This is a genomic window from Paraburkholderia phosphatilytica (genome assembly GCF_003443895.1).
Lineage (GTDB): Bacteria > Pseudomonadota > Gammaproteobacteria > Burkholderiales > Burkholderiaceae > Paraburkholderia > Paraburkholderia phosphatilytica.
In genome coordinates this window covers 44,888-62,424 of the sequence record NZ_QQOA01000042.1, presented here as the reverse complement: position 1 = coordinate 62,424, position 17,537 = coordinate 44,888, and the positions used below count along the sequence as shown (strand labels likewise).

The 17,537-nt window shown below is 62.6% G+C and carries 17 protein-coding genes; 8 read left to right on the top strand and 9 right to left on the bottom strand.

The window, feature by feature from the left end; genetic code table 11:
- Positions 1 to 310: 310 nt before the first annotated feature.
- The 3 genes from DVS29_RS30525 to DVS29_RS30515 all read right to left on the bottom strand — a co-directional run bounded on the left by DVS29_RS30525 (position 311) and on the right by DVS29_RS30515 (position 2,308).
- Positions 311 to 853 carry a hypothetical protein gene (locus tag DVS29_RS30525; RefSeq protein WP_118184257.1) on the bottom strand — a complete coding sequence of 181 codons (543 nt, stop codon included), beginning with the start codon at positions 851 to 853 and terminating at the stop codon, positions 311 to 313.
- A gap of 235 nt (positions 854 to 1,088) precedes the next feature.
- On the bottom strand, positions 1,089 to 1,568 hold the full coding sequence (locus tag DVS29_RS30520) for a nuclear transport factor 2 family protein (RefSeq protein WP_118184256.1): 480 nt from the start codon (positions 1,566 to 1,568) through the stop codon (positions 1,089 to 1,091).
- On the bottom strand, positions 1,565 to 2,308 hold the full coding sequence (locus DVS29_RS30515; RefSeq protein WP_118184261.1) for a TetR/AcrR family transcriptional regulator: 744 nt from the start codon (positions 2,306 to 2,308) through the stop codon (positions 1,565 to 1,567). The genes DVS29_RS30520 and DVS29_RS30515 overlap by 4 nt, the downstream gene beginning before the upstream one ends.
- Before the next feature lie 168 nt (positions 2,309 to 2,476).
- On the opposite strand from DVS29_RS30515, the gene DVS29_RS30510 reads away from it, so the two are divergent.
- Positions 2,477 to 3,118: a YceI family protein gene (locus DVS29_RS30510; protein WP_118184255.1), complete on the top strand. Its 642-nt coding sequence runs from the start codon at positions 2,477 to 2,479 to the stop codon at positions 3,116 to 3,118.
- Between the two features lie 63 nt (positions 3,119 to 3,181).
- Here DVS29_RS30510 and tdh read toward each other — a convergent pair whose 3' ends face one another.
- Both tdh and DVS29_RS30500 read right to left on the bottom strand, forming a co-directional pair.
- Positions 3,182 to 4,213, bottom strand: a complete 1,032-nt coding sequence (gene tdh, locus DVS29_RS30505) for an L-threonine 3-dehydrogenase (RefSeq protein WP_118184254.1) — start codon at positions 4,211 to 4,213, stop codon at positions 3,182 to 3,184.
- 137 nt (positions 4,214 to 4,350) lie between these two features.
- The gene (locus DVS29_RS30500) at positions 4,351 to 5,550 is read right to left on the bottom strand and encodes a glycine C-acetyltransferase (protein ID WP_118184253.1); all 1,200 of its coding nucleotides are present in this window, start codon (positions 5,548 to 5,550) and stop codon (positions 4,351 to 4,353) included.
- A gap of 129 nt (positions 5,551 to 5,679) precedes the next feature.
- Between DVS29_RS30500 and DVS29_RS30495 the strand changes: the two genes are divergently transcribed.
- The 3 genes from DVS29_RS30495 (at position 5,680) to DVS29_RS30485 (ending at position 7,905) form a co-directional block, all read left to right on the top strand.
- Complete coding sequence (locus tag DVS29_RS30495; RefSeq protein ID WP_118184252.1) at positions 5,680 to 6,294, top strand: helix-turn-helix domain-containing protein; 615 nt, start codon at positions 5,680 to 5,682, stop codon at positions 6,292 to 6,294.
- A 123-nt stretch (positions 6,295 to 6,417) separates the two neighbouring features.
- A complete protein-coding gene (locus DVS29_RS30490; RefSeq protein WP_118184251.1) occupies positions 6,418 to 6,807 on the top strand; it encodes a DUF2471 family protein in 390 nt (129 codons plus the stop codon).
- Positions 6,808 to 6,894: 87 nt separating this feature from the next.
- Entirely contained in the window at positions 6,895 to 7,905 is a 1,011-nt protein-coding gene (locus tag DVS29_RS30485; RefSeq protein WP_118184250.1) for a tyrosine-type recombinase/integrase, read from the top strand.
- A gap of 167 nt (positions 7,906 to 8,072) precedes the next feature.
- Here DVS29_RS30485 and DVS29_RS30480 read toward each other — a convergent pair whose 3' ends face one another.
- Complete coding sequence (locus DVS29_RS30480) at positions 8,073 to 9,284, bottom strand: DNA-binding protein (protein ID WP_118184249.1); 1,212 nt, start codon at positions 9,282 to 9,284, stop codon at positions 8,073 to 8,075.
- 931 nt (positions 9,285 to 10,215) lie between these two features.
- On the bottom strand, positions 10,216 to 10,362 hold the full coding sequence (locus DVS29_RS37480) for a hypothetical protein (RefSeq protein WP_164708022.1): 147 nt from the start codon (positions 10,360 to 10,362) through the stop codon (positions 10,216 to 10,218).
- Between the two features lie 957 nt (positions 10,363 to 11,319).
- On the opposite strand from DVS29_RS37480, the gene DVS29_RS30475 reads away from it, so the two are divergent.
- Entirely contained in the window at positions 11,320 to 12,666 is a 1,347-nt protein-coding gene (locus DVS29_RS30475) for a replication initiation protein (protein ID WP_118184248.1), read from the top strand.
- A gap of 49 nt (positions 12,667 to 12,715) precedes the next feature.
- Here the strand turns inward: DVS29_RS30475 and DVS29_RS30470 are convergent, their stop codons facing one another.
- Complete coding sequence (locus DVS29_RS30470) at positions 12,716 to 13,780, bottom strand: ParB/RepB/Spo0J family partition protein (RefSeq protein WP_118184247.1); 1,065 nt, start codon at positions 13,778 to 13,780, stop codon at positions 12,716 to 12,718.
- A gap of 24 nt (positions 13,781 to 13,804) precedes the next feature.
- Entirely contained in the window at positions 13,805 to 14,467 is a 663-nt protein-coding gene (gene parA, locus DVS29_RS30465) for a ParA family partition ATPase (protein ID WP_118184246.1), read from the bottom strand.
- A gap of 735 nt (positions 14,468 to 15,202) precedes the next feature.
- On the opposite strand from parA, the gene arsC reads away from it, so the two are divergent.
- From arsC to DVS29_RS30450, 3 genes are all read left to right on the top strand, one after another.
- Positions 15,203 to 15,559 (top strand): arsenate reductase (glutaredoxin), encoded by a 357-nt coding sequence (gene arsC / locus DVS29_RS30460; protein WP_118184245.1) that lies wholly within the window; start codon positions 15,203 to 15,205, stop codon positions 15,557 to 15,559.
- A 192-nt stretch (positions 15,560 to 15,751) separates the two neighbouring features.
- Positions 15,752 to 17,125 (top strand): GntT/GntP/DsdX family permease, encoded by a 1,374-nt coding sequence (locus DVS29_RS30455; protein WP_118184244.1) that lies wholly within the window; start codon positions 15,752 to 15,754, stop codon positions 17,123 to 17,125.
- 102 nt (positions 17,126 to 17,227) lie between these two features.
- The gene (locus DVS29_RS30450; RefSeq protein WP_118184243.1) at positions 17,228 to 17,518 is read left to right on the top strand and encodes a DUF1272 domain-containing protein; all 291 of its coding nucleotides are present in this window, start codon (positions 17,228 to 17,230) and stop codon (positions 17,516 to 17,518) included.
- Positions 17,519 to 17,537 lie beyond the last annotated feature (19 nt).

Here is a 17,537-nt window from a genome sequence, read left to right as displayed (position 1 = left end):
TTTGGCCATGTCCCTTTCGCAGTCGAAACAACGGAAAGGTTAACAGGAACGATCGAAAGTAAACAGCCCCAGGCATCATTTTGTTAAGGCTTCTAAGTCCCAGCATGGGACACGATCAGCGAGCACCGTGAGAGCGCGGATAGCTAAACAGAAAAACAAGAACTATAAATTCGATAGGTGGCCGCATCGGCAAGCGCGCCCGCTGTGGATGGACAGGCGCAAGAAGCCGACGGGCAGCGTAGGTAAGAACTTTGTTCCCGCAAATCGTGCAAATCGGCCAGGTAAGAACAATAATCCCGATCGATATCCGTCAGAACTTCACCTTCGCCTGGAATCCCAGCGTGAACGGCAGATTGTCCGAAGGAATCGGCGGCACGACGATGATGTTCAGCCCGACGCGCTTGTAGCTGGTCATGATCACCGGCGCGACCACCGGACCGATCGTATGATTGCGGCCGAGGCCCCAGTTGCCGTAGTTGTAGCCGGAGATGATGCCGCCCATCACCGCGACGCGCACGAAGCCGAAGTGCGCGAACTCCGGCGCCCATACGCCGCCGCCGTACCACGACGGGCGGCGTAGTGAATTGCGAAACTCGCCGCCGGTCACGGCCCACTGCCCGTTGAGCCAGCACTCCACGCCGAGGCCCGGATTGAACTCCTCGAAATGCGTATCGGGCCGCGGGTTGATGTGATACGACGCCATCATCGCGTCGACCCATACGCCCCCGCTGCACCAGTCTCCCGCGTGCGCCGCCGGCGCGCACATGAGACCGGTGAGCGAGACGAGCGCCGCGCGCCTCACGTTATGTGCGATGTGCTCCGTCAACCTGCCTGCGAATTGCTGAAGACGCATGTTCTCTCCGCCGCCGGTCGAGCGCCGGCGCGCTGCTTCGTGTCGTTTTCGGGAGGATTGCTTGTCGCGCACTGTACCTCAACGCGGAGGCACGATGTGGAGGACGGATTCGACAGCGCCGCGGATGTGTCTGGCAGCAACTTGCACGGCGCGTGCGCTAACCTTGGCCGCGCAGCGATGGCATCGCGATGAAAGGCGTCGCACGCATGCGGCGCCCGTCGCGAAAGGTGAGGATTTACAGGCCCAGATCCGAGAGACCGGGGTGGTCGTCAGGACGACGTCCGAGCGGCCAGCGACACAGCCGGTCGCTCTCCTTGATCGGCAGATCGTTGATGCTCGCGTGCCGACGGGCCATCAACCCGTTCTCGTCGAACTCCCAGTTCTCGTTGCCATACGAGCGGAACCAGTTGTTCGAATCGTCGTGCCATTCATACGCGAAACGCACCGCGATGCGGTTATCGGTAAAGGCCCACAGTTCCTTGATGAGCCGGTAGTCCAGTTCCTTCGCCCACTTGCGGCGCAGCAGCCCGACGATCTCGCCTCGCCCCGTGATGAACTCCGAGCGGTTACGCCAACGACTCTCCGGCGTGTACGCGAGCGATACGCGCTCGGGGTCGCGCGTGTTCCATGCGTCCTCCGCAGCGCGGACTTTCTGGATCGCGGTTTCGCGCGTGAATGGCGGTAAAGGCGGACGGCTTTCGGTTGGCTGGCTCATGACTGGTCCTGTCGACGACGGGTTGACGTGGAAGTCCGCCGCTTGGGCGGTGCTTTAAAGTCTTGCTGCAACGCTGCATCGAGCAGCGGCCGTGCGGCGTTTTTCGCGTCGTTCGCCGCGTCTGGATTTCCGCTCACGAGCGCAACCCCGATCGCACCGTCGATCAGGATCAGCCACTGTCGCGACAGCGCCGTTGCGGCCGCTTCGTGTGCTTTCGGTTCGCCGCTTTCGTCTTGCGTTGCGAAGAGCGCATCGCACGTCTCGCGCACGAACGCAAGCAACCGCTCCTTGTGTTGACGCGCGACCACGCGGATCGGATCGTGCGGCGATGCGATCTCGCCTGCTGCATTGAGAAACGCGCAGCCGTGAAAGTCCTTCGATCTAAACCATTCATGCAGCACGTCGAACATCGCGAGCAGGCGCTCGCGCGGCGCATCCGCGCGCTTCAACGTGCCTTCGATAAACCAGCGCATCCAGCGCTCGTCGCGCTGCTCGAGCGCCGCGGCGACCAGCGCATCCTTCGACTCGAAGTGCGTATAGAAGCTTTTGCGCGCCGTGCCCGACAGCTTGACGATCGCATCGACCCCCGTGGCGTGGATGCCGCCGGCGTAGATCAGCGCTTCGGCGGCGGCCAGCAGACGGCCGCGCGCGCCGGCGGCGCTGGTGTCCGCGCCTGCTTCCGCGCTCGTGTCCGTCTTCGTTGCCTTCGTTTCGGTGGGAGTTCGTGACGAGATGCTCATGATCAGTGCATGGTAGAACGATCGTTCCACCTGCGTCAATGGGTTTGTTTGGCGCGTTCGTGGCGGCCCGCTTCGCTTCCAGCGACTTCAGTCCGCACGCCGTCATGCGACGAAACCAGCGTTGCGGTATCGTGGGACGGACCGAAACCTGTTCACGAGCCCCTTTTCATGCCGATCGCCAACCTGCGACTGACTCGCACTGTTCTCGCCGCCGCGCTGCTGGCCACCGCCTGCACGCCGTTGCAGGTCGTCACGCACACCGTCAGCCAGAAGGAAGCCGCCGTGCCGGCCGGGCACTACCAGATGGACGCGCATCACTGGAGCATCGTGTTCGACGTCGATCACTTTCATTACTCGCGCTTCACGATGCGCTTCGACAAAGCTACCGCGCAGCTCGACTGGCACCCGGGCGGCCTCGACGCGAGCAGCGTGAACGCGACGATCGACGCCGCGAGCGTCGACACGAACGTGCCCGCGCTCGATACGATGGTGAAGGGCTCCGATATGTTCGATGCGACGCGCAATCCGGAGATCCGCTTCGTCAGCACGGGGTTCGAGCGCACGTCGGACGCCCAGGGCAAGCTGACCGGCAATCTCACGATTCGCGGTTCGACGCAGCCCGTGACGCTCGACGTCACGTTCAACGGCTATGGCAAGAACCCGCTCACAAAGCAGGACACACTGGGCTTTTCAGCGGACGGCCATTTCAGCCGGTCGAAGTTCGGCCTGACGACGTGGTTTCCCGCCGTCGGCGATGACGTCCACGTGAGAATCCAGGCGGAATTCGAAGGACCGCCGCCGGGCGCGTGATGGTGTAGTTCGTCAGGATGACGAACATCATGCGCCCGGCTGGGAAAGAGAGGGACGTTTGAATCAGGCCGTGGTCCAGTCGAGGATCACCTTGCCGCTTTCACCAGACAGCATCGTCGCGAACGCCTGCTGATAGTCGTCCACGGCGAAGCGGTGCGTGAGGATCGGCGACAGGTCGAGGCCGCTTTGCAGCATTGCGACCATCTTGTACCAGGTCTCGAACATCTCGCGGCCGTAGATGCCCTTGATCTCGAGGCCCTTGAAGATCACCTGGTTCCAGTCGATCGCCGTTTGCGCCGGCGGAATGCCGAGCAGCGCGACCTTGCCGCCGTGATTCATCGACTCGAGCATCGACGTGAACGCGGTCGGCACGCCTGACATTTCGAGGCCGACGTCGAAGCCTTCCGTCATGTGCAGGTCGCTCATCACGTCGCGCAGCGATTCGCGCGATACGTTCACCGCGCGCGTCGCGCCCATCTTGCGCGCGAGTTCGAGGCGGTAGTCGTTGATGTCGGTGATCACCACATTGCGCGCGCCGACGTGCTTCGCGATCGCCACCGCCATGATGCCGATCGGCCCGGCGCCCGTAATCAGCACGTCTTCGCCGACGAGGTTGAACGACAGCGCGGTATGCGTTGCGTTGCCGAACGGGTCGAAGATCGCGGCGAGATCGTCGGAGATCTCGGGCGGAATCTTGAACGCGTTGAACGCGGGAATCACCAGGTATTCGGCGAACGCGCCCTCGCGATTCACGCCCACGCCCACGGTATTGCGGCACAGATGCCGGCGCCCCGCGCGACAGTTGCGACAGAAGCCGCACGTGATGTGGCCCTCGCCCGATACGCGGTCGCCGATCGCAAAGCCGCGCACTTCCTGACCCATCTCGACGATTTCACCGACATATTCGTGGCCGACGTGCATCGGCACCGGGATGGTTTTCTGCGCCCAGTCGTCCCACTTCCAGATATGGATGTCCGTGCCGCAGATCGCGGTGCGCGTGATGCGGATCATCACGTCGTTGTGTCCGACTTCGGGCTTCTTCACGCGCGTGAGCGTCAGCCCCGGGGCGCGTTCGAGTTTGGCAAGCGCCTTCATCTGTTGTTCTCTCCATGCTGCTGCGGCTGGCCGGCTTGTGGCCGATCATGTCGCGTGTGATATGCCGTTCGTGGCGGTCTGCTGCGGGTCGCTGCGGGTCGCTGCGGTTCGCTTCTGCTCGCCGTGGTTTCGTTGACTCAGATCACACCGAGTTCGCGGCCCACGCGGGCGAATGCATCGACGGTACGATCGATCTGCTCGGTCGTGTGCGCGGCGCTCATCTGCGTGCGGATCCGCGCGCGGCCCTTCGGCACGACCGGAAACGAGAAGCCGATCACGTAGATGCCTTCCTTCAGCAACGCGTCCGCCATTCGCGACGCGAGCTGCGCGTCGCCCAGCATCACCGGGATGATCGGATGCTCGCCGGGCACGAGCGTGAAGCCGAGCTCGCTCATCCTGCTGCGGAAATGCGCGCCATTTGCTTTGACCTTTGCGCGCAACTGCGCGCCTTCCTCGCTCGCGAGCAGTTCGAGCACTGTCAGCGATGCCGCCGCGATGCTCGGTGCAAGCGTGTTCGAGAACAGATACGGGCGCGAGCGCTGCCGCAGCAGCTCGACGATTTCCTTGCGCGCGGCAACATAGCCGCCCGACGATCCGCCGAGCGCCTTGCCGAGCGTGCCCGTGATGATGTCGACGCGATCGCCGACACCGCAGTGCTCCGGCGTGCCGCGGCCATGTTCGCCGATGAAGCCGACCGCGTGCGAATCGTCGACCATCACGAGCGCGCCGTACTGGTCCGCCAGATCGCAGACGCCCTTCAGGTTCGCGATGATGCCGTCCATCGAGAACACGCCATCGGTAGCGATCAGCTTGAAGCGCGCGCCGCCCGCATCGGCTTCGCGCAGCTTCGCTTCGAGATCGGCCATGTCGTTGTTCTTGTAGCGATAGCGCTTCGCTTTCGAGAGCCGCACGCCATCGATGATGCTCGCGTGGTTCAGCTCGTCGCTGATGATCGCGTCGGACTCGTCGAGCAGCGTTTCGAAGAGACCGCCGTTCGCGTCGAAGCAGCTCGAATAGAGGATGGTGTCGTCGGTTTGCAGGAAGCGCGACAGCGCGGCTTCGAGTTCCTTGTGCACGGTCTGCGTGCCGCAGATGAAGCGCACCGACGCCATGCCGAACCCGTCGCGATCGAGGCCGTCTTTCGCGGCATCGACGAGACGCGCGTCGTTCGCGAGGCCAAGGTAGTTGTTCGCGCAGAAGTTCAGCACGTCTTCACCGGCCGCAAGGCGGATGTCCGCCGACTGCGGGCTCGCGATCACGCGCTCGGTCTTGTAGAAACCGTCGCTGCGGATCTGGTCGAGAGTGCCTCGCAGATGGGCGAGGAAAGTATCACGCATCAGTCAGACTCCTGGATGGGTTGCGGGCCGGCTAGCCTGCTATAGTTGGTTTTGGTGGTTTACCGAATATTTTCGATTTTCCGAACTCAAGTTCGGTATATCGAACAACTCTAAACGATAGGTCAGCAAATGGCAAGTTCGGCCAGCCGGCGTGCGCCGGCGTCGCCTCCGCCCTCGTCCGTGCCTGCTCCGGCCGCGCCGCCGCGGGTCGGCGAACAGATCCAGCGGCTGCGCAGCGAACGCGGCATGACGCTCGACGATCTGTCGCGCGCGGCGGGCGTGTCCAAATCGATGCTCTCCGAAATCGAGCGCGACAAGGCGAACCCGACGATCGCCGTCGCGTGGCGTCTGACGAATGCACTCGGCGTCAACCTCGATTCGCTGTTCGCGGCGCCCAAGGCGCCTGAAGCAATCGCCGTATCCGGTCCGCACGAAATCCCGACGCTGAGCGGCCATGACGCGCGCTATCAGCTGCGGGTGTGGGGCCCGATCGAACTCGCAGGCAAGTTCGAGTGGTATGAGCTTACGCTCGCGCCGGGCGGCGCGCTGGTCTCGAACGCGCACGAGCCAGGCACGCGCGAACATCTCACCGTGCTGCATGGATCGATCGAGGTGGAAGCGGCCGGCGCGACGCGGCGACTGAAGCTCGCGGAAACTGCACGCTACGTCGCCGACGAACCGCACGCGATCCGCAACGCCGGCAAGAGCGAGGCGAAAGCGCTGCTGGTCGTGATCCACGGCTGAGCGGGAAAGGTGAGGAAATACGGGAGTCGGTGAGAAGATTCGGGAGATGGTTTTTTCTGCTACCGGTCCGCACGCGGATACTGTATATTCATACAGTGACAGCGGCTTGTTCCGAGGCCCATCATGAAAAAACAGAACGAAGAACTTCAACTGGCCGCGCTGCGCTATCAACAGGCAGCGCGCGATCTCGAGCGCATCGTGCGCAACATCGCTGCGCGCTATATCGTGCAGCACGTCCCGCTCACCTGGCGTCTGCTACACGCAATCGAGGCGGAGGCGCTCGCGGACCTCGGTTTCGCGAGTCGCTATGACGACGTCATGCATGGGCTATTCGAACGACCCGGCGGACTCGCGTTTCCAGAGACGGATGAACCGGTGGATTTCGGGCAGTCGAATGCGTTACCGGCCGTGTTCGGTTTTGCCGTCGCTGCGTATGAGGAAGCGGCACGCGAAGCCGCGCAGACACCGCCACGCGCTAAACCGACGCGGCGTTCGCGGCCATGGGGCGGTTGAACGGCTGCGTGCGCTTTTCCGTGGCCAGGTCCATGAACATCCGGGGCCGGTCGATGTCGAATCTGCGCAACTAACCGGTAGATAGACATGCCCACACCTTCCACGCCGGACACTTCGCCGCATGCCAGACCGGAAGCCGATCTCTTCGATCAGGAACGCGCCGACTGGCAACGCGATCCGCGTTCGGCGTTCGACGCGTGGCTCGCGAAGCAGCAATTCCGGCTGTCGTCCGCGGATGTCTACCGCGCGCAGTGGGGGTTGTTTCTCGACTGGATGCACGCGAAGAAGAAGACGCTGACCACCGTCGACCGTTTGACGATCGCCGATTTCGTCGGCGGTCTGTCGGTGAAGAAAACGCAGCGGGCCCGCTATCTGCGGCTCATCGAACGTGTGCTGGATCACGTCCGCGATATTGAACTCGCGTCGGTGAACCCCGCGCGTTTCATTGCTCAGGATGGCGAAGCAGCATGGCGCGACACGCGCGACAACGAACCGACCGGATTCCTCACGTCGAACGAACGCGCGCGGCTGATCGCGCAGCTCTTCTCCCCGTTGACGATGCTGACGGCCGCGCAACGTTGGCGCGAGATGCGCGACCGCGCGCTGGTCGCGCTGTTTCTCGGCGGCGGGCTGAAAACCGGTGAGGCGCGCAGACTCGCGGTTAGTTGCGTGCAGAGAGGTTCAGCCGACGTCACGATCGAAGCGGTCAATCCGGCATTCACGCGCCGCACCCGCCTGTCGCCGTTCGCGATTGCGCTACTTGACCGGTGGCTCGACGAACGCGGCGCAGCGGAGCTGGCCGGCGATCTGCTGTTTCCCGCGTCGCCTTCCGGGCGGCCGATGCACAAGGCCACGATGCTGCGCGCGATCGATGCGCAGACCGAGGCGGCCGGCATCGCGGACGCGCGCGCGGAACGCGCGAGTCCTCAAACGTTGCGCAACAGCTTCGCCGCGGATCTGTTCGAAAGCGGCGTCGACCCTGAGCAGGTCGGCCGGTGGCTGGGATTCGTCCAGCCGATATCGTCGAACCGGCTGCATCGCGCGTGGAAAACGTGGCTCGAACGGCGCACGGACAGCGTCGACGCTGAAAATGTGTGAGGAAATGGCGCGGGACGCTTCGTCGGACCGTTCTGCGAACCTCATAGCCGGTGCGACGTTCAGTCGTTCGAAGTCCCGAAAATGCTCACCTTTGCGGTCCCGCAGCGTCTCACCTTTCGGGATATGTGGGTCCAGAAATCGCTATCCGGTCACATTTTTTTCACGATTCAGCCCGCCGCAGACGGCGAAAGTTCGCCATTCGCCATGAATCGCACGACCGCTTCGAGCCGCGAATCGCCCGTACCCGACGAGTGCTCGCAGTCCGGGCACAGCACTTCATACTGACCATCGACCTGGGACAACTCGGGCTCCCCCTCATCGCAACGGGGGCAGCGCGCGGGTAGCGCGACGTGGCCATCGGCGATCGTACCGACGCGGGCGAGTTCGTCGACTGAGAGGCGGCCGGCGGAGGCGAGCTCACACAACAATGCTGCAATGGCAGGGTCGAGATTCTGATGCCCGCGCAAGGTGTCGAGCTCGCGCGTCAACGCGTCGATTTCATCGGCCTGCTCGTGCAACTGGACTTCGAAGCGGTCGCCACGGGCCTTGGCGGCCGCGAGCTGCTGGATGAAGTCGAACTCTTTCCGGCTGGCATCTCTCACGCCTGACTGGTAGGTCGTCGCCATGCTGCGCAGCGAGTCGAGCTCGACCAGCATCGGCTTCACCCGCCGCTCGGCCTCCGCGACAGCATCCTTGATCTGCTGCGCATAATGCTCGGTGCTATGACGCAGGTCGCGATGCAGCTCGTCGACGCGGTCGCGCAATGTCGCGTTGGTGGTCTGCTCGGTGTCGAGCCGTTTCTGGAGCGCCTCGTTATCGGCTTCGAACCGTCGGACGACGTGCTGCAGACCTTCATGCTGACTATGGTGCTGGCCGCTGGTGTTCGCGAGTTGCGCTTCGAGCGTGCGGATCCGGTCCAGCGCGCTGTCGACGCGAGCTTCAGCTCGTCGTACGGCTTCATCGGATACATCGCGGCGAATTTCTGCGTCGCGCGTTTTCTGTTCAGCTTCGGCGATCAGCGCCTTGACCTTGGCGCGTTCGTCTTCGAGCGATGTCCGGGCGTGAGAGACCGCTTCTTCGAACAGCGCGCCGAGCAGTTCACCCGCGCGGTCTTCGAGCGCTTTCGGGATCGAACCCGACGCGACGCGCACTTTCGATGCGCCGCGGATACGTTCCCAGAAGTGATCGATGTCTTTGGGGATGTCGCTCGCGCTGCCGGTCTGGGTCAGATCGCGGACCGCGGCCAGCGACGGACGGACACCCAGATCGAAGAACAGCCGTTTGCATGCATGCAGCGACAGTTCCTGCCGACGGGCGCCGGCAGCGCGCATCGTTTCCAGCTCCTGACGGATCGCGTTTCGTTGTTCATCCAGATTCATTCGGACCTCATCGGTGGCAGGTTCGAAGAATCATAACAATTTACGTAGTGTTTGCTACGATTTTTTCGTCCGACAAGACTGAATGGCCGTGGACATGGTTTTCAAGGCGACGCGTTGGTCCTCGAGGACTATGTCCTTGAAATTTCCGTGAAACAAATCGAAGAATAGTCTACAAGCTTCTGTTTATAAAGCGTTATTTAAGGTAGAGCGACGCTTTGACACTGTTTCACGGATAGGCGTTGAACGTAGAGTCTGGTGGTCAAGGGGGTTTTTCGAAGGCTCTCGCGCGTAGCGCTTGAGAGTAATAGAAGTAAACACCCTTGAACCCTTGTTAAAAACGTTAACGCCACGGCTAAGCCTTACCAGACAAGGCTTTGCGGGCGACAGGGTGAAGCTTTCCGGGAGTGGTGGTGAGAGCCTGCGGGATTCGACGGTGACGGGGTTCGGGGAACATGGTGAGTCGGTGCGGGAAAGAACGTGAGCGGCTTCGGGAGTGCTCGCCGGGGGCCGATCCGGCAAAGGTGAGAATCCTCGGGAGTGAGCACCGCTGCGCGCCTTGATGCACCGTTACAGGGCGGCTCGCGACCGGAATGACCTGGGTGAGAACGTTCGGGGCCCGGTTTTGCAGTGCGACAAATGGCTTGCGCGCCTCGTTTTTTATCAATGGTGAGCGTTTTCGGGAGAAAACGGGGCTGCCGGGTGAGGTTTTTCAGGGGCGAATCCCCGGAAACCCGCATGCGACTGTCGCAAAGGTGAGATTTTTCGGGAGACGACGCTCATCTGGATAAGCCTGCTGGATGGAAAACCCCTGGTTTTGCAGGTGTTTAGCGTTGAGGTGAGGGAATGCGGGAGTGAGGCCCGCGGCCGGGCGGCTGGAAGTCGGAACGCTTCCGGTGAGGATTTTCGGGATCGGAAATGAGGCCGATTTTGGCTAAAGGTGAGGAGTTTCGGGATAGTTAACAGGCAAGCTGCCCGCAAACCCAGGCTGCGTGGTGATGTTTTCATCGCGATTTTCGCTGGCCGGATCGGCAATGGTGAGGTTTTTCGGGGCTGCTTCGCCATCCTGGACCGAAGGCATGGAAACGGTCGGATAGCCAAAGGTGAGAATATTCGGGAGGCGGTTTTCTTCGCGAGCGGGTATTGTCCGAGACTCAATTTCTCACTAAATCATTGAAATAATTATCTTTTTGTCGCGTTGCCGAGAAAGGTGAGCGTTTGCGGGAATGGCGGATCCGGCGCTTCCGCACTGCCGCATTCGGTGGACCGAATGGCATAGGTGAGGAATTTCGGGACCTTTGGGCGGGTAGAAAAATGGTCCGGTCCGTTGAAACGTCCTGTGGACGGACGCTGTCGGCGTCTCAAGGTGAGAGTTTTCAGGAGCCTGAGCCGAGGGTGCGTGAAATCGAGTAATGGGAGTCACCGTGATGGGCGGCTGGAACATCTGTCGACTGGTCGAAGCGCGCGGCGGTGCCTTGGCCTGGCGAGCCTGGCGCCGATTTCTGGGGCGAGCGTGGGACGCACACCGTCCTGCACGCAGTGAGTGCTCGAGGAGGACCAAGTGGACGTCTGGAGCCGGCGTAGGGGCACTGGTATGCCGCTCGGCAGGCCCACCCAGGCAGTGGGCCACGCGCTCACTCGAAACCCGGACTGTGCGCCGATCGAGCCTGCATACCTCACGAGTCCCATCGATGGCTGCCCGAGGCGGGGAGAAACGATCGGTGCACGCCTCGCGCGCGGCGCACGCACCATTCCAGCCCGATAGGCGTCGTCAACTTGCGACGATAGATAAAGGTGAGGCGATACGGGACCCGACGGGGTGGTTCTGTCCGCGGCCGGAATCCCTGCAAATTCCTGGCTCCGGACACGGCGCGCGCCAGGAGGCGGACACCGAAAATGCAGAGGTGAGCATTTTCGGGACGGCCCGAGGTGAGTCGGGGCTCGCAAAGCCGGATCACCGGAAATCGGTGAGAGCGTCCCTATAGACGCACATCACCGCAGCCGGTATCCTCTCGCGAAATCCACCTCGATCCGACGTATGGCTACGAAGCGCGCCAAGAAAACCGATGTCGTGAGCCCAAGTTCGGCGGAGCTGCGCAAAGCCGTCGAGGCGATCGCAATCCAGCCGAAGAGCGGCAAGATCACGCTGCTCACGCGCAAGCTCTTCAATGTGCTGCTCGCCGTTGCCCAGCAGGCGGACGAGAACGGCGACACCTATCGTGCGCTGCTGTCGGACATCGTCGCCAACTCCGCCTTCGATTCGAACGATACCGCGCTCGTGAAGGAACACCTGAGGCGGATGGTGTCGGTGCAGGTGGAATGGAGCAGCGGCACGTCGAGCCAGAAGCCCGGCCGCAAGTGGGGCATCTCCACGCTGATCGCGGATGCGGAAATTCTCGAGGATCCGGCCACGCGTCGCGTATGGGTCGAATTCTCGTTCGCGCCGAAGATCAAGAAGAAGCTGCTCGACCCGGTCCAGTACGCCCGTCTCAGTCTGCAGTTCCAGAGCCAGTTGCGCAGCAGCGCCGGGCTCGCGCTGTACGAAATCTGCGTTCGCTACCTGACCAACCCCAGCCATCTGACGATGCGCGAAACCTGGGAATGGTGGCGGCCGATCCTGTCGGGCACGCCGGATACCGAAGCGGGTGACGAGGCGAAGCGCGAATACAAGTATTTCAAGCGCGACTATCTGCGTCCCGCGATCGCCGAAGTGAACGCGGTCACGAATATTTTCGTCGAGCTGATCGAACACCGCGAAGGGCGCCGCGTCGCCGAGATCCAGTTCCGCGTGACCGAGCGCAAGCAGCCGATGCTCGCGCTGGACGAACATCCGAACGTTTTCGACAGCACGCTCGTCGATCGCATGGTCAAGATCGGGATTCCGTTGAAGGAAGCGCAGACGCTCTACGCCGATAGCGAGGAGAACCGGATCCGGGCGGCGCTTCAGATGACGGAGCAGCGCATGCGCAGCACGACGTTGCCGCCGGTGCGCAGCGCGCCCGCGCTGTTCAAGGACGCGCTCAAGAAGGGTTACGCGCCGCCGGTGGATTCGGCTGCTGCAACGGGCGGCGGCCGGTTGGCCGGCGCGCCGGCGGAAGATCTGAAGGCGCGTCTGCTTGGCGAATATGCGGCGTTCCGGCGCAAGGAAGCACAGTCGCTCTACGACGAACAGGGTGAACTGGAGCGCGAGACTGCCCGTCGATCGTTCGAGGAAGATGAGTTGCCGGGACTTGGCACTCACATGCGTGACGACTGGCGTCGGCGCGGTCTGGAATCGAAGCTCACCGAAACCGCGTTCTTCGACTGGCTTGCGCGCAAGACCTGGGGCGAACCTACCGACGGCGATCTGCTGTCGTTCACGTTGAACCAGACGCGGACAGTTTGACGGATCGTCCCCAGTGACAGAAAAGCCGGCATCTCTGCCGGCTTTTTTATTACTTCGCTGGGAGCAGCATCTGTTCTATCTGCCGCAAGATGTCGTCCCGCTTCTCCTTCGTCAGACCGCGCAGCCGCAGTTCGAGCCGATCGTCACCGTACGATTTCAGGTCACCGACCGACACGCCATCGAGCTTGATATCGAGTCGCTGGGCGTAGCGCTGGCGACCTGCGGGCTTCGCGCTTTGCTGCGCGTTCGCCCTGCCCTTCACGATATCCGCAACCTGACGCGTGCTCAGATCGTCCGACAGGATCTTGTTGATGAGGCGCAACGTCGCGTCGGTGCCGCGCGCGCCGTGATAACGCCCGACCTGGTAGGCCATGTTCGACCCGAAGCGATCGGTCCGCGTCACCATTTCCTGCATGATGGTTTCCGGGAGCTTCGCGATCGATAGCGCCACCGCGACCGTCGATTCGTCCAGCCCCAGATGCTCGGCCAGTTCCTTCTGGCTCTGGAAATGCTGTTCGTCGAGAAACCGCTTCCAGACGATGGCGTTGTCGAACACCGTCTGCGAGTCGCGCTGGACGTTCAGGTCGTAGCCAAGCTTGTAGCTCTGGATACCGATCGGCAGATCGATGACGAGCGCTTTGACGGTCTCGTGGTTGGCTTCCTTGAGCGCACGCACACGCCGCCCGCCGTCGCTGACGAAGTAGGAGCCGGGATTGTCGTAATCGGGAATGACGTGGATAGCCTGCTGCTGGCCTTGCTTCGCCAGATTTACAGCCAGCTCGGCGATCGACGATTTCAGGTAGAAGTGCCGCGGATTGAACGGGCTGTGCTTGATGGCCTTCAACGGCAACTCGATCACCTGACCGGGCCGGTAGCCATGCTCGACACGCCACGCGCGATATTGCGCCGACTCGTTTTCGCTGGCGGCCTCGCTTTCGTCGGGCTCCGCAATCGCGAGCGGGGTGTTGGACCTCACGGCCATTTCGGGGCGCGTCGGCGTTTTCGTCTGGACCAGTCCGTCGATCGCGTTGAGGCGATCGAGGGCGGTTCGCTTCTCGCTGCTCGTCGAATCCGGGCGCGCCTGGAAGCCTTTGGCAAGTTGGGATGATTTCATTCAGGGTCCTTTATGCGCATAAATTCACGGGAGCATGGCGGCGATTTCGTCGGCGCAGGCCCGGACCTCGATGCTGGCGAGCTTGGCGCCGCGGTCGCTCATTTGCAGGACGGTCTGGCCGAGGGCCATCGCCTGCTTGTAGGCTTCGCGCGTGGGAATCTGGGTTTTGAGTAACGGAAAGCCGAGCTCCTCGAGTGCGCGCTTCAGTTCGCGCGTGAGCATCCGCTTCTCCTCGGTCTTGTTCAGCAGGAACACGGCACGAAGGTCCTCGTTCATGACCTGCGCCTGCTGGACGAGCTTCACGAGTCCAACGCTCGACCAGTAGTCCGCCGGCGAGGACGACGTCGGCATGATCGCGATCGTTGCCGCAAGCAGGACGACGCCGGAGACTTTCTCGGTGATCGACGGGGGGCAGTCGACCACGATGATGTCGTAGTCAGCGACGAACTTCTTGATCTCGCGGTGGATCTGGCTGCCGGCCTCGGAGAGATTGACGACCGGGAAAGGGATGCCGGAGTCGGTGTCGGACGAGGCGCTGGCCCAGTGAATCAGGGTATTTTGGCCGTCGGCGTCGACGACGAGCACGCGCTTCCCGCGCTCATGAAAGGCCGCACCGATGTGCATCGCGATCGTGCTTTTGCCGACGCCGCCCTTCTGTTGAGTTACAGCGATGATTTCTGCTGCCAATTCTTCACCCCCTTTACTGATCGCATTTGAATTTTACCTTGAAGAACTTTTATCGCAATCAGTTTCGCGGGCGATGATGACAAATTGGCCATTCGGATAAGGTTTATGCGCATAAAGGAGGGCGGCGGGCCGTCATGGGCGAGTGAGCTACGCGACGTTCTCGAGCCCGGTTGACGGAGGCGCAGTCGCAGTCGCAGTCATCAAAAGTATGCGTGCCGAAGGACGTCGACCTTCGACCACCACGCGTTCGGTCAAGAGACGGAGTTCAGACGCATCGGGTTTCTCGTTCGAACGACGAGGTGGAACGGCCTTTTCCCCACAGCACACCAGCCGAATATCGACCGGCCGCCGTTACGCCGATCTTCCGGCGGGTGGAGAACTCCCCGAGCGCAGCGCTCGCCCCACGCCAACGCAACGTTCTTTATGCGCATAAAGTCGGTCGCACACCGTGGGCTTAAACGAACGGGAGAGTGTGCGGCCCCGCCTGCGTCCATCTCTGCGAATAACGTCCCATTCAACCGGGGAAGCCACAACCAGTCGCAGACTCGTGCGCGACCTGGCGCAGCATCGACCTCCGCCACCGTCGCGAGGACCTCGATGAATGCCCCACCTCTACCGCGCACGCATCGCCAGCGCTCAACCCCTCGCCGCGCCCGATACAATCCCAACGCACCGCCAGTCCAGCGCGCGAGCGTTGAACACCCAACAATCGAATCCAACCCCTCGCCCATTCCAATGATCACGATCTACCACAACCCGCGCTGCTCGAAGTCCCGCGGCTCCTGCGAACGTGCCGGAGCGTTGAACACGCACGGCGAGCCCGTCGAAATCATCGAATACCTGAAGCATCCGCCGACCGTGCAGCAACTGAAGAAGCTCAACGCAATGTTGAAGTGCCCGGTTCGCGACATGATCCGGAATAGTGAAAAGGAATTCGACGAACTGCGCCTTGCAGACCCGGCGCTCACGGATAGTCAGTTATACGAAGCGATCGCACAGCATCCGGTTCTGCTGCAACGACCGATCGTTGTGCGCGACGGCAGGGCGGTAATCGGTCGTCCGCCGGAGAATGTCGACGTGCTGTTCGCCTGACGCGAAATCACGCCCGTCGGTCGAGCAAGAAGCGCCATTTGCCGAACGAAGTTCACACCAGATGGCTGCTTCAATCGGCAGCCAGCAGCCGGAAAGCGGTCAGCCGTGAAGCGACAAAGCCCTTCTCGCCGCTACAATCCGGCCTGATTTCACAAGGCTTACCGACAGTTCATCCCTTCTTTAGAGGACACCGTGCTTACGTCAACACTTGCGTCGTGGTCCGCGCACGACACGCAACTCATCCTGTCGTGCGTCGTCGGACTTGCGCTGATCATCATCGGCATCAGCGTGCTCAAGATTGCGCCATTCCTGTCGATCCTCGTGGGTACCTTTGTCGCTGGGTTCACCGCGGGTCTTCCGCTGGAAGCGGTTGCCGGCGCATTTAGCAAAGGAGCGGGCGGCCTGCTGGGCGACGTGGGCATCATCATCGCGCTCGGTGCGATGCTCGGCGCGCTGATGGCTGACTCCGGCGCGGCCGACCAGCTCGTGTCGACGATCCTCAAGCACTCGACGCCGCGCACCTTGCCCTGGTTGATGGCGCTCGTCGCGATCATCATCGGCCTGCCGCTGTTCTTCGAAGTGGGCCTCGTGATGATGGTGCCGATCATCTTCGTGATGGCGCGCCGTTCGGGGCAACCGATCCTGCGTATTGCCATTCCCGCGCTCGCCGGCATGACCACGCTGCACGCGCTGCTCCCGCCGCATCCGGGTCCGCTGATCGCCGTCAGCGCGCTGCATGCGGATCTCGGCATGACACTCGGCTTCGGTCTGCTGGTCGCGTTGCCGGCGGTGGTGCTCGCCGGACCGGTGTATGGCATCTGGCTGTCAAAGCGTATGCACGTTGAAGAGCCGGAGGAGATGGGCAAGCTCTTCACGGCCGAATCGCACGACATCGCGGCGCCCAGCTTTGCGCTCTCGCTGATCACCATCCTGCTGCCGGTGTTGCTGATGCTGGCGCGCACGGTTGCGCGGTTGTGGCTGACGAAAGGCACCTTCCTCCATGACGCGTTCGATTTTCTCGGCGAGCCGCTCGTTGCACTTGGCTTGACGGTGCTGTTCGCGATCGTCGCACTCGGCTGGTCGCGAGGGATGGCGCGCGACCGCGTCGGCGGCATTCTGCGCAAGAGCCTGCCACCGATCGCCGCGCTGCTGCTGACGATCGGCGCGGGCGGCGGACTGAAGCAGGCGCTCGTCGTCGCCGGTATCAGCACGACGATCGCGAAGATCGCCGTCGGCTCGCATCTGCCGCTGATCCTGCTCGCGTGGCTGATCGCCGTGGCACTGCGCCAGGCGACCGGCTCGGCGACGGTCGCGACGACCACGACCGCGGGTATCGTCGCACCGGTCGTCGCGGGTCTGAGCGCGACGCACAACTCGCTGCTCGCGCTGGCCATCGGCGCAGGCTCGGTGTTCTTCTGCCACGTGAACGACGCGGGTTTCTGGATGGTGCGCGAGTATTTCGGGCTGAAGCTGAAGCAGACCGTGATGGTGTGGTCGGTGTTGCAGACGATCGTGTCGGTCGTGGGCCTCGTGCTGACGCTCGTTCTGTGGAACGCGCTGACCTGAGCCCGCATTCAGCCGGAGAGGAAGGGCAAGGGCGCGCGTTGGTCGAAACCCCGCGAAGCCGCCACAATAGCGATCGACCACCACCACCCCCAAGGACCAGCGATGCTCGAACTGCGCCCAGCTTGTGAGGCATGCGGCAAGGACCTGCCGCCCAATGCGCCCGATGCGATGATCTGCACGTACGAATGCACGTTCTGCGAGCATTGCGCGCGGAACGTGCTGCGCAACGTGTGTCCGAACTGCGGCGGCAACTTCGAACGCCGGCCGGTCCGTCCGCGGGCGATGCTGGCGAAAAACCCGGCGAGCCAGGAGCGTCGCGACCCGCACGTCGACGAAGCGGCGCACGCCGCGTACTTCACGCGCTACAGCTCGACTCCGCCAGGCGAACGCTGACGGAACAACGCGCGCTCAA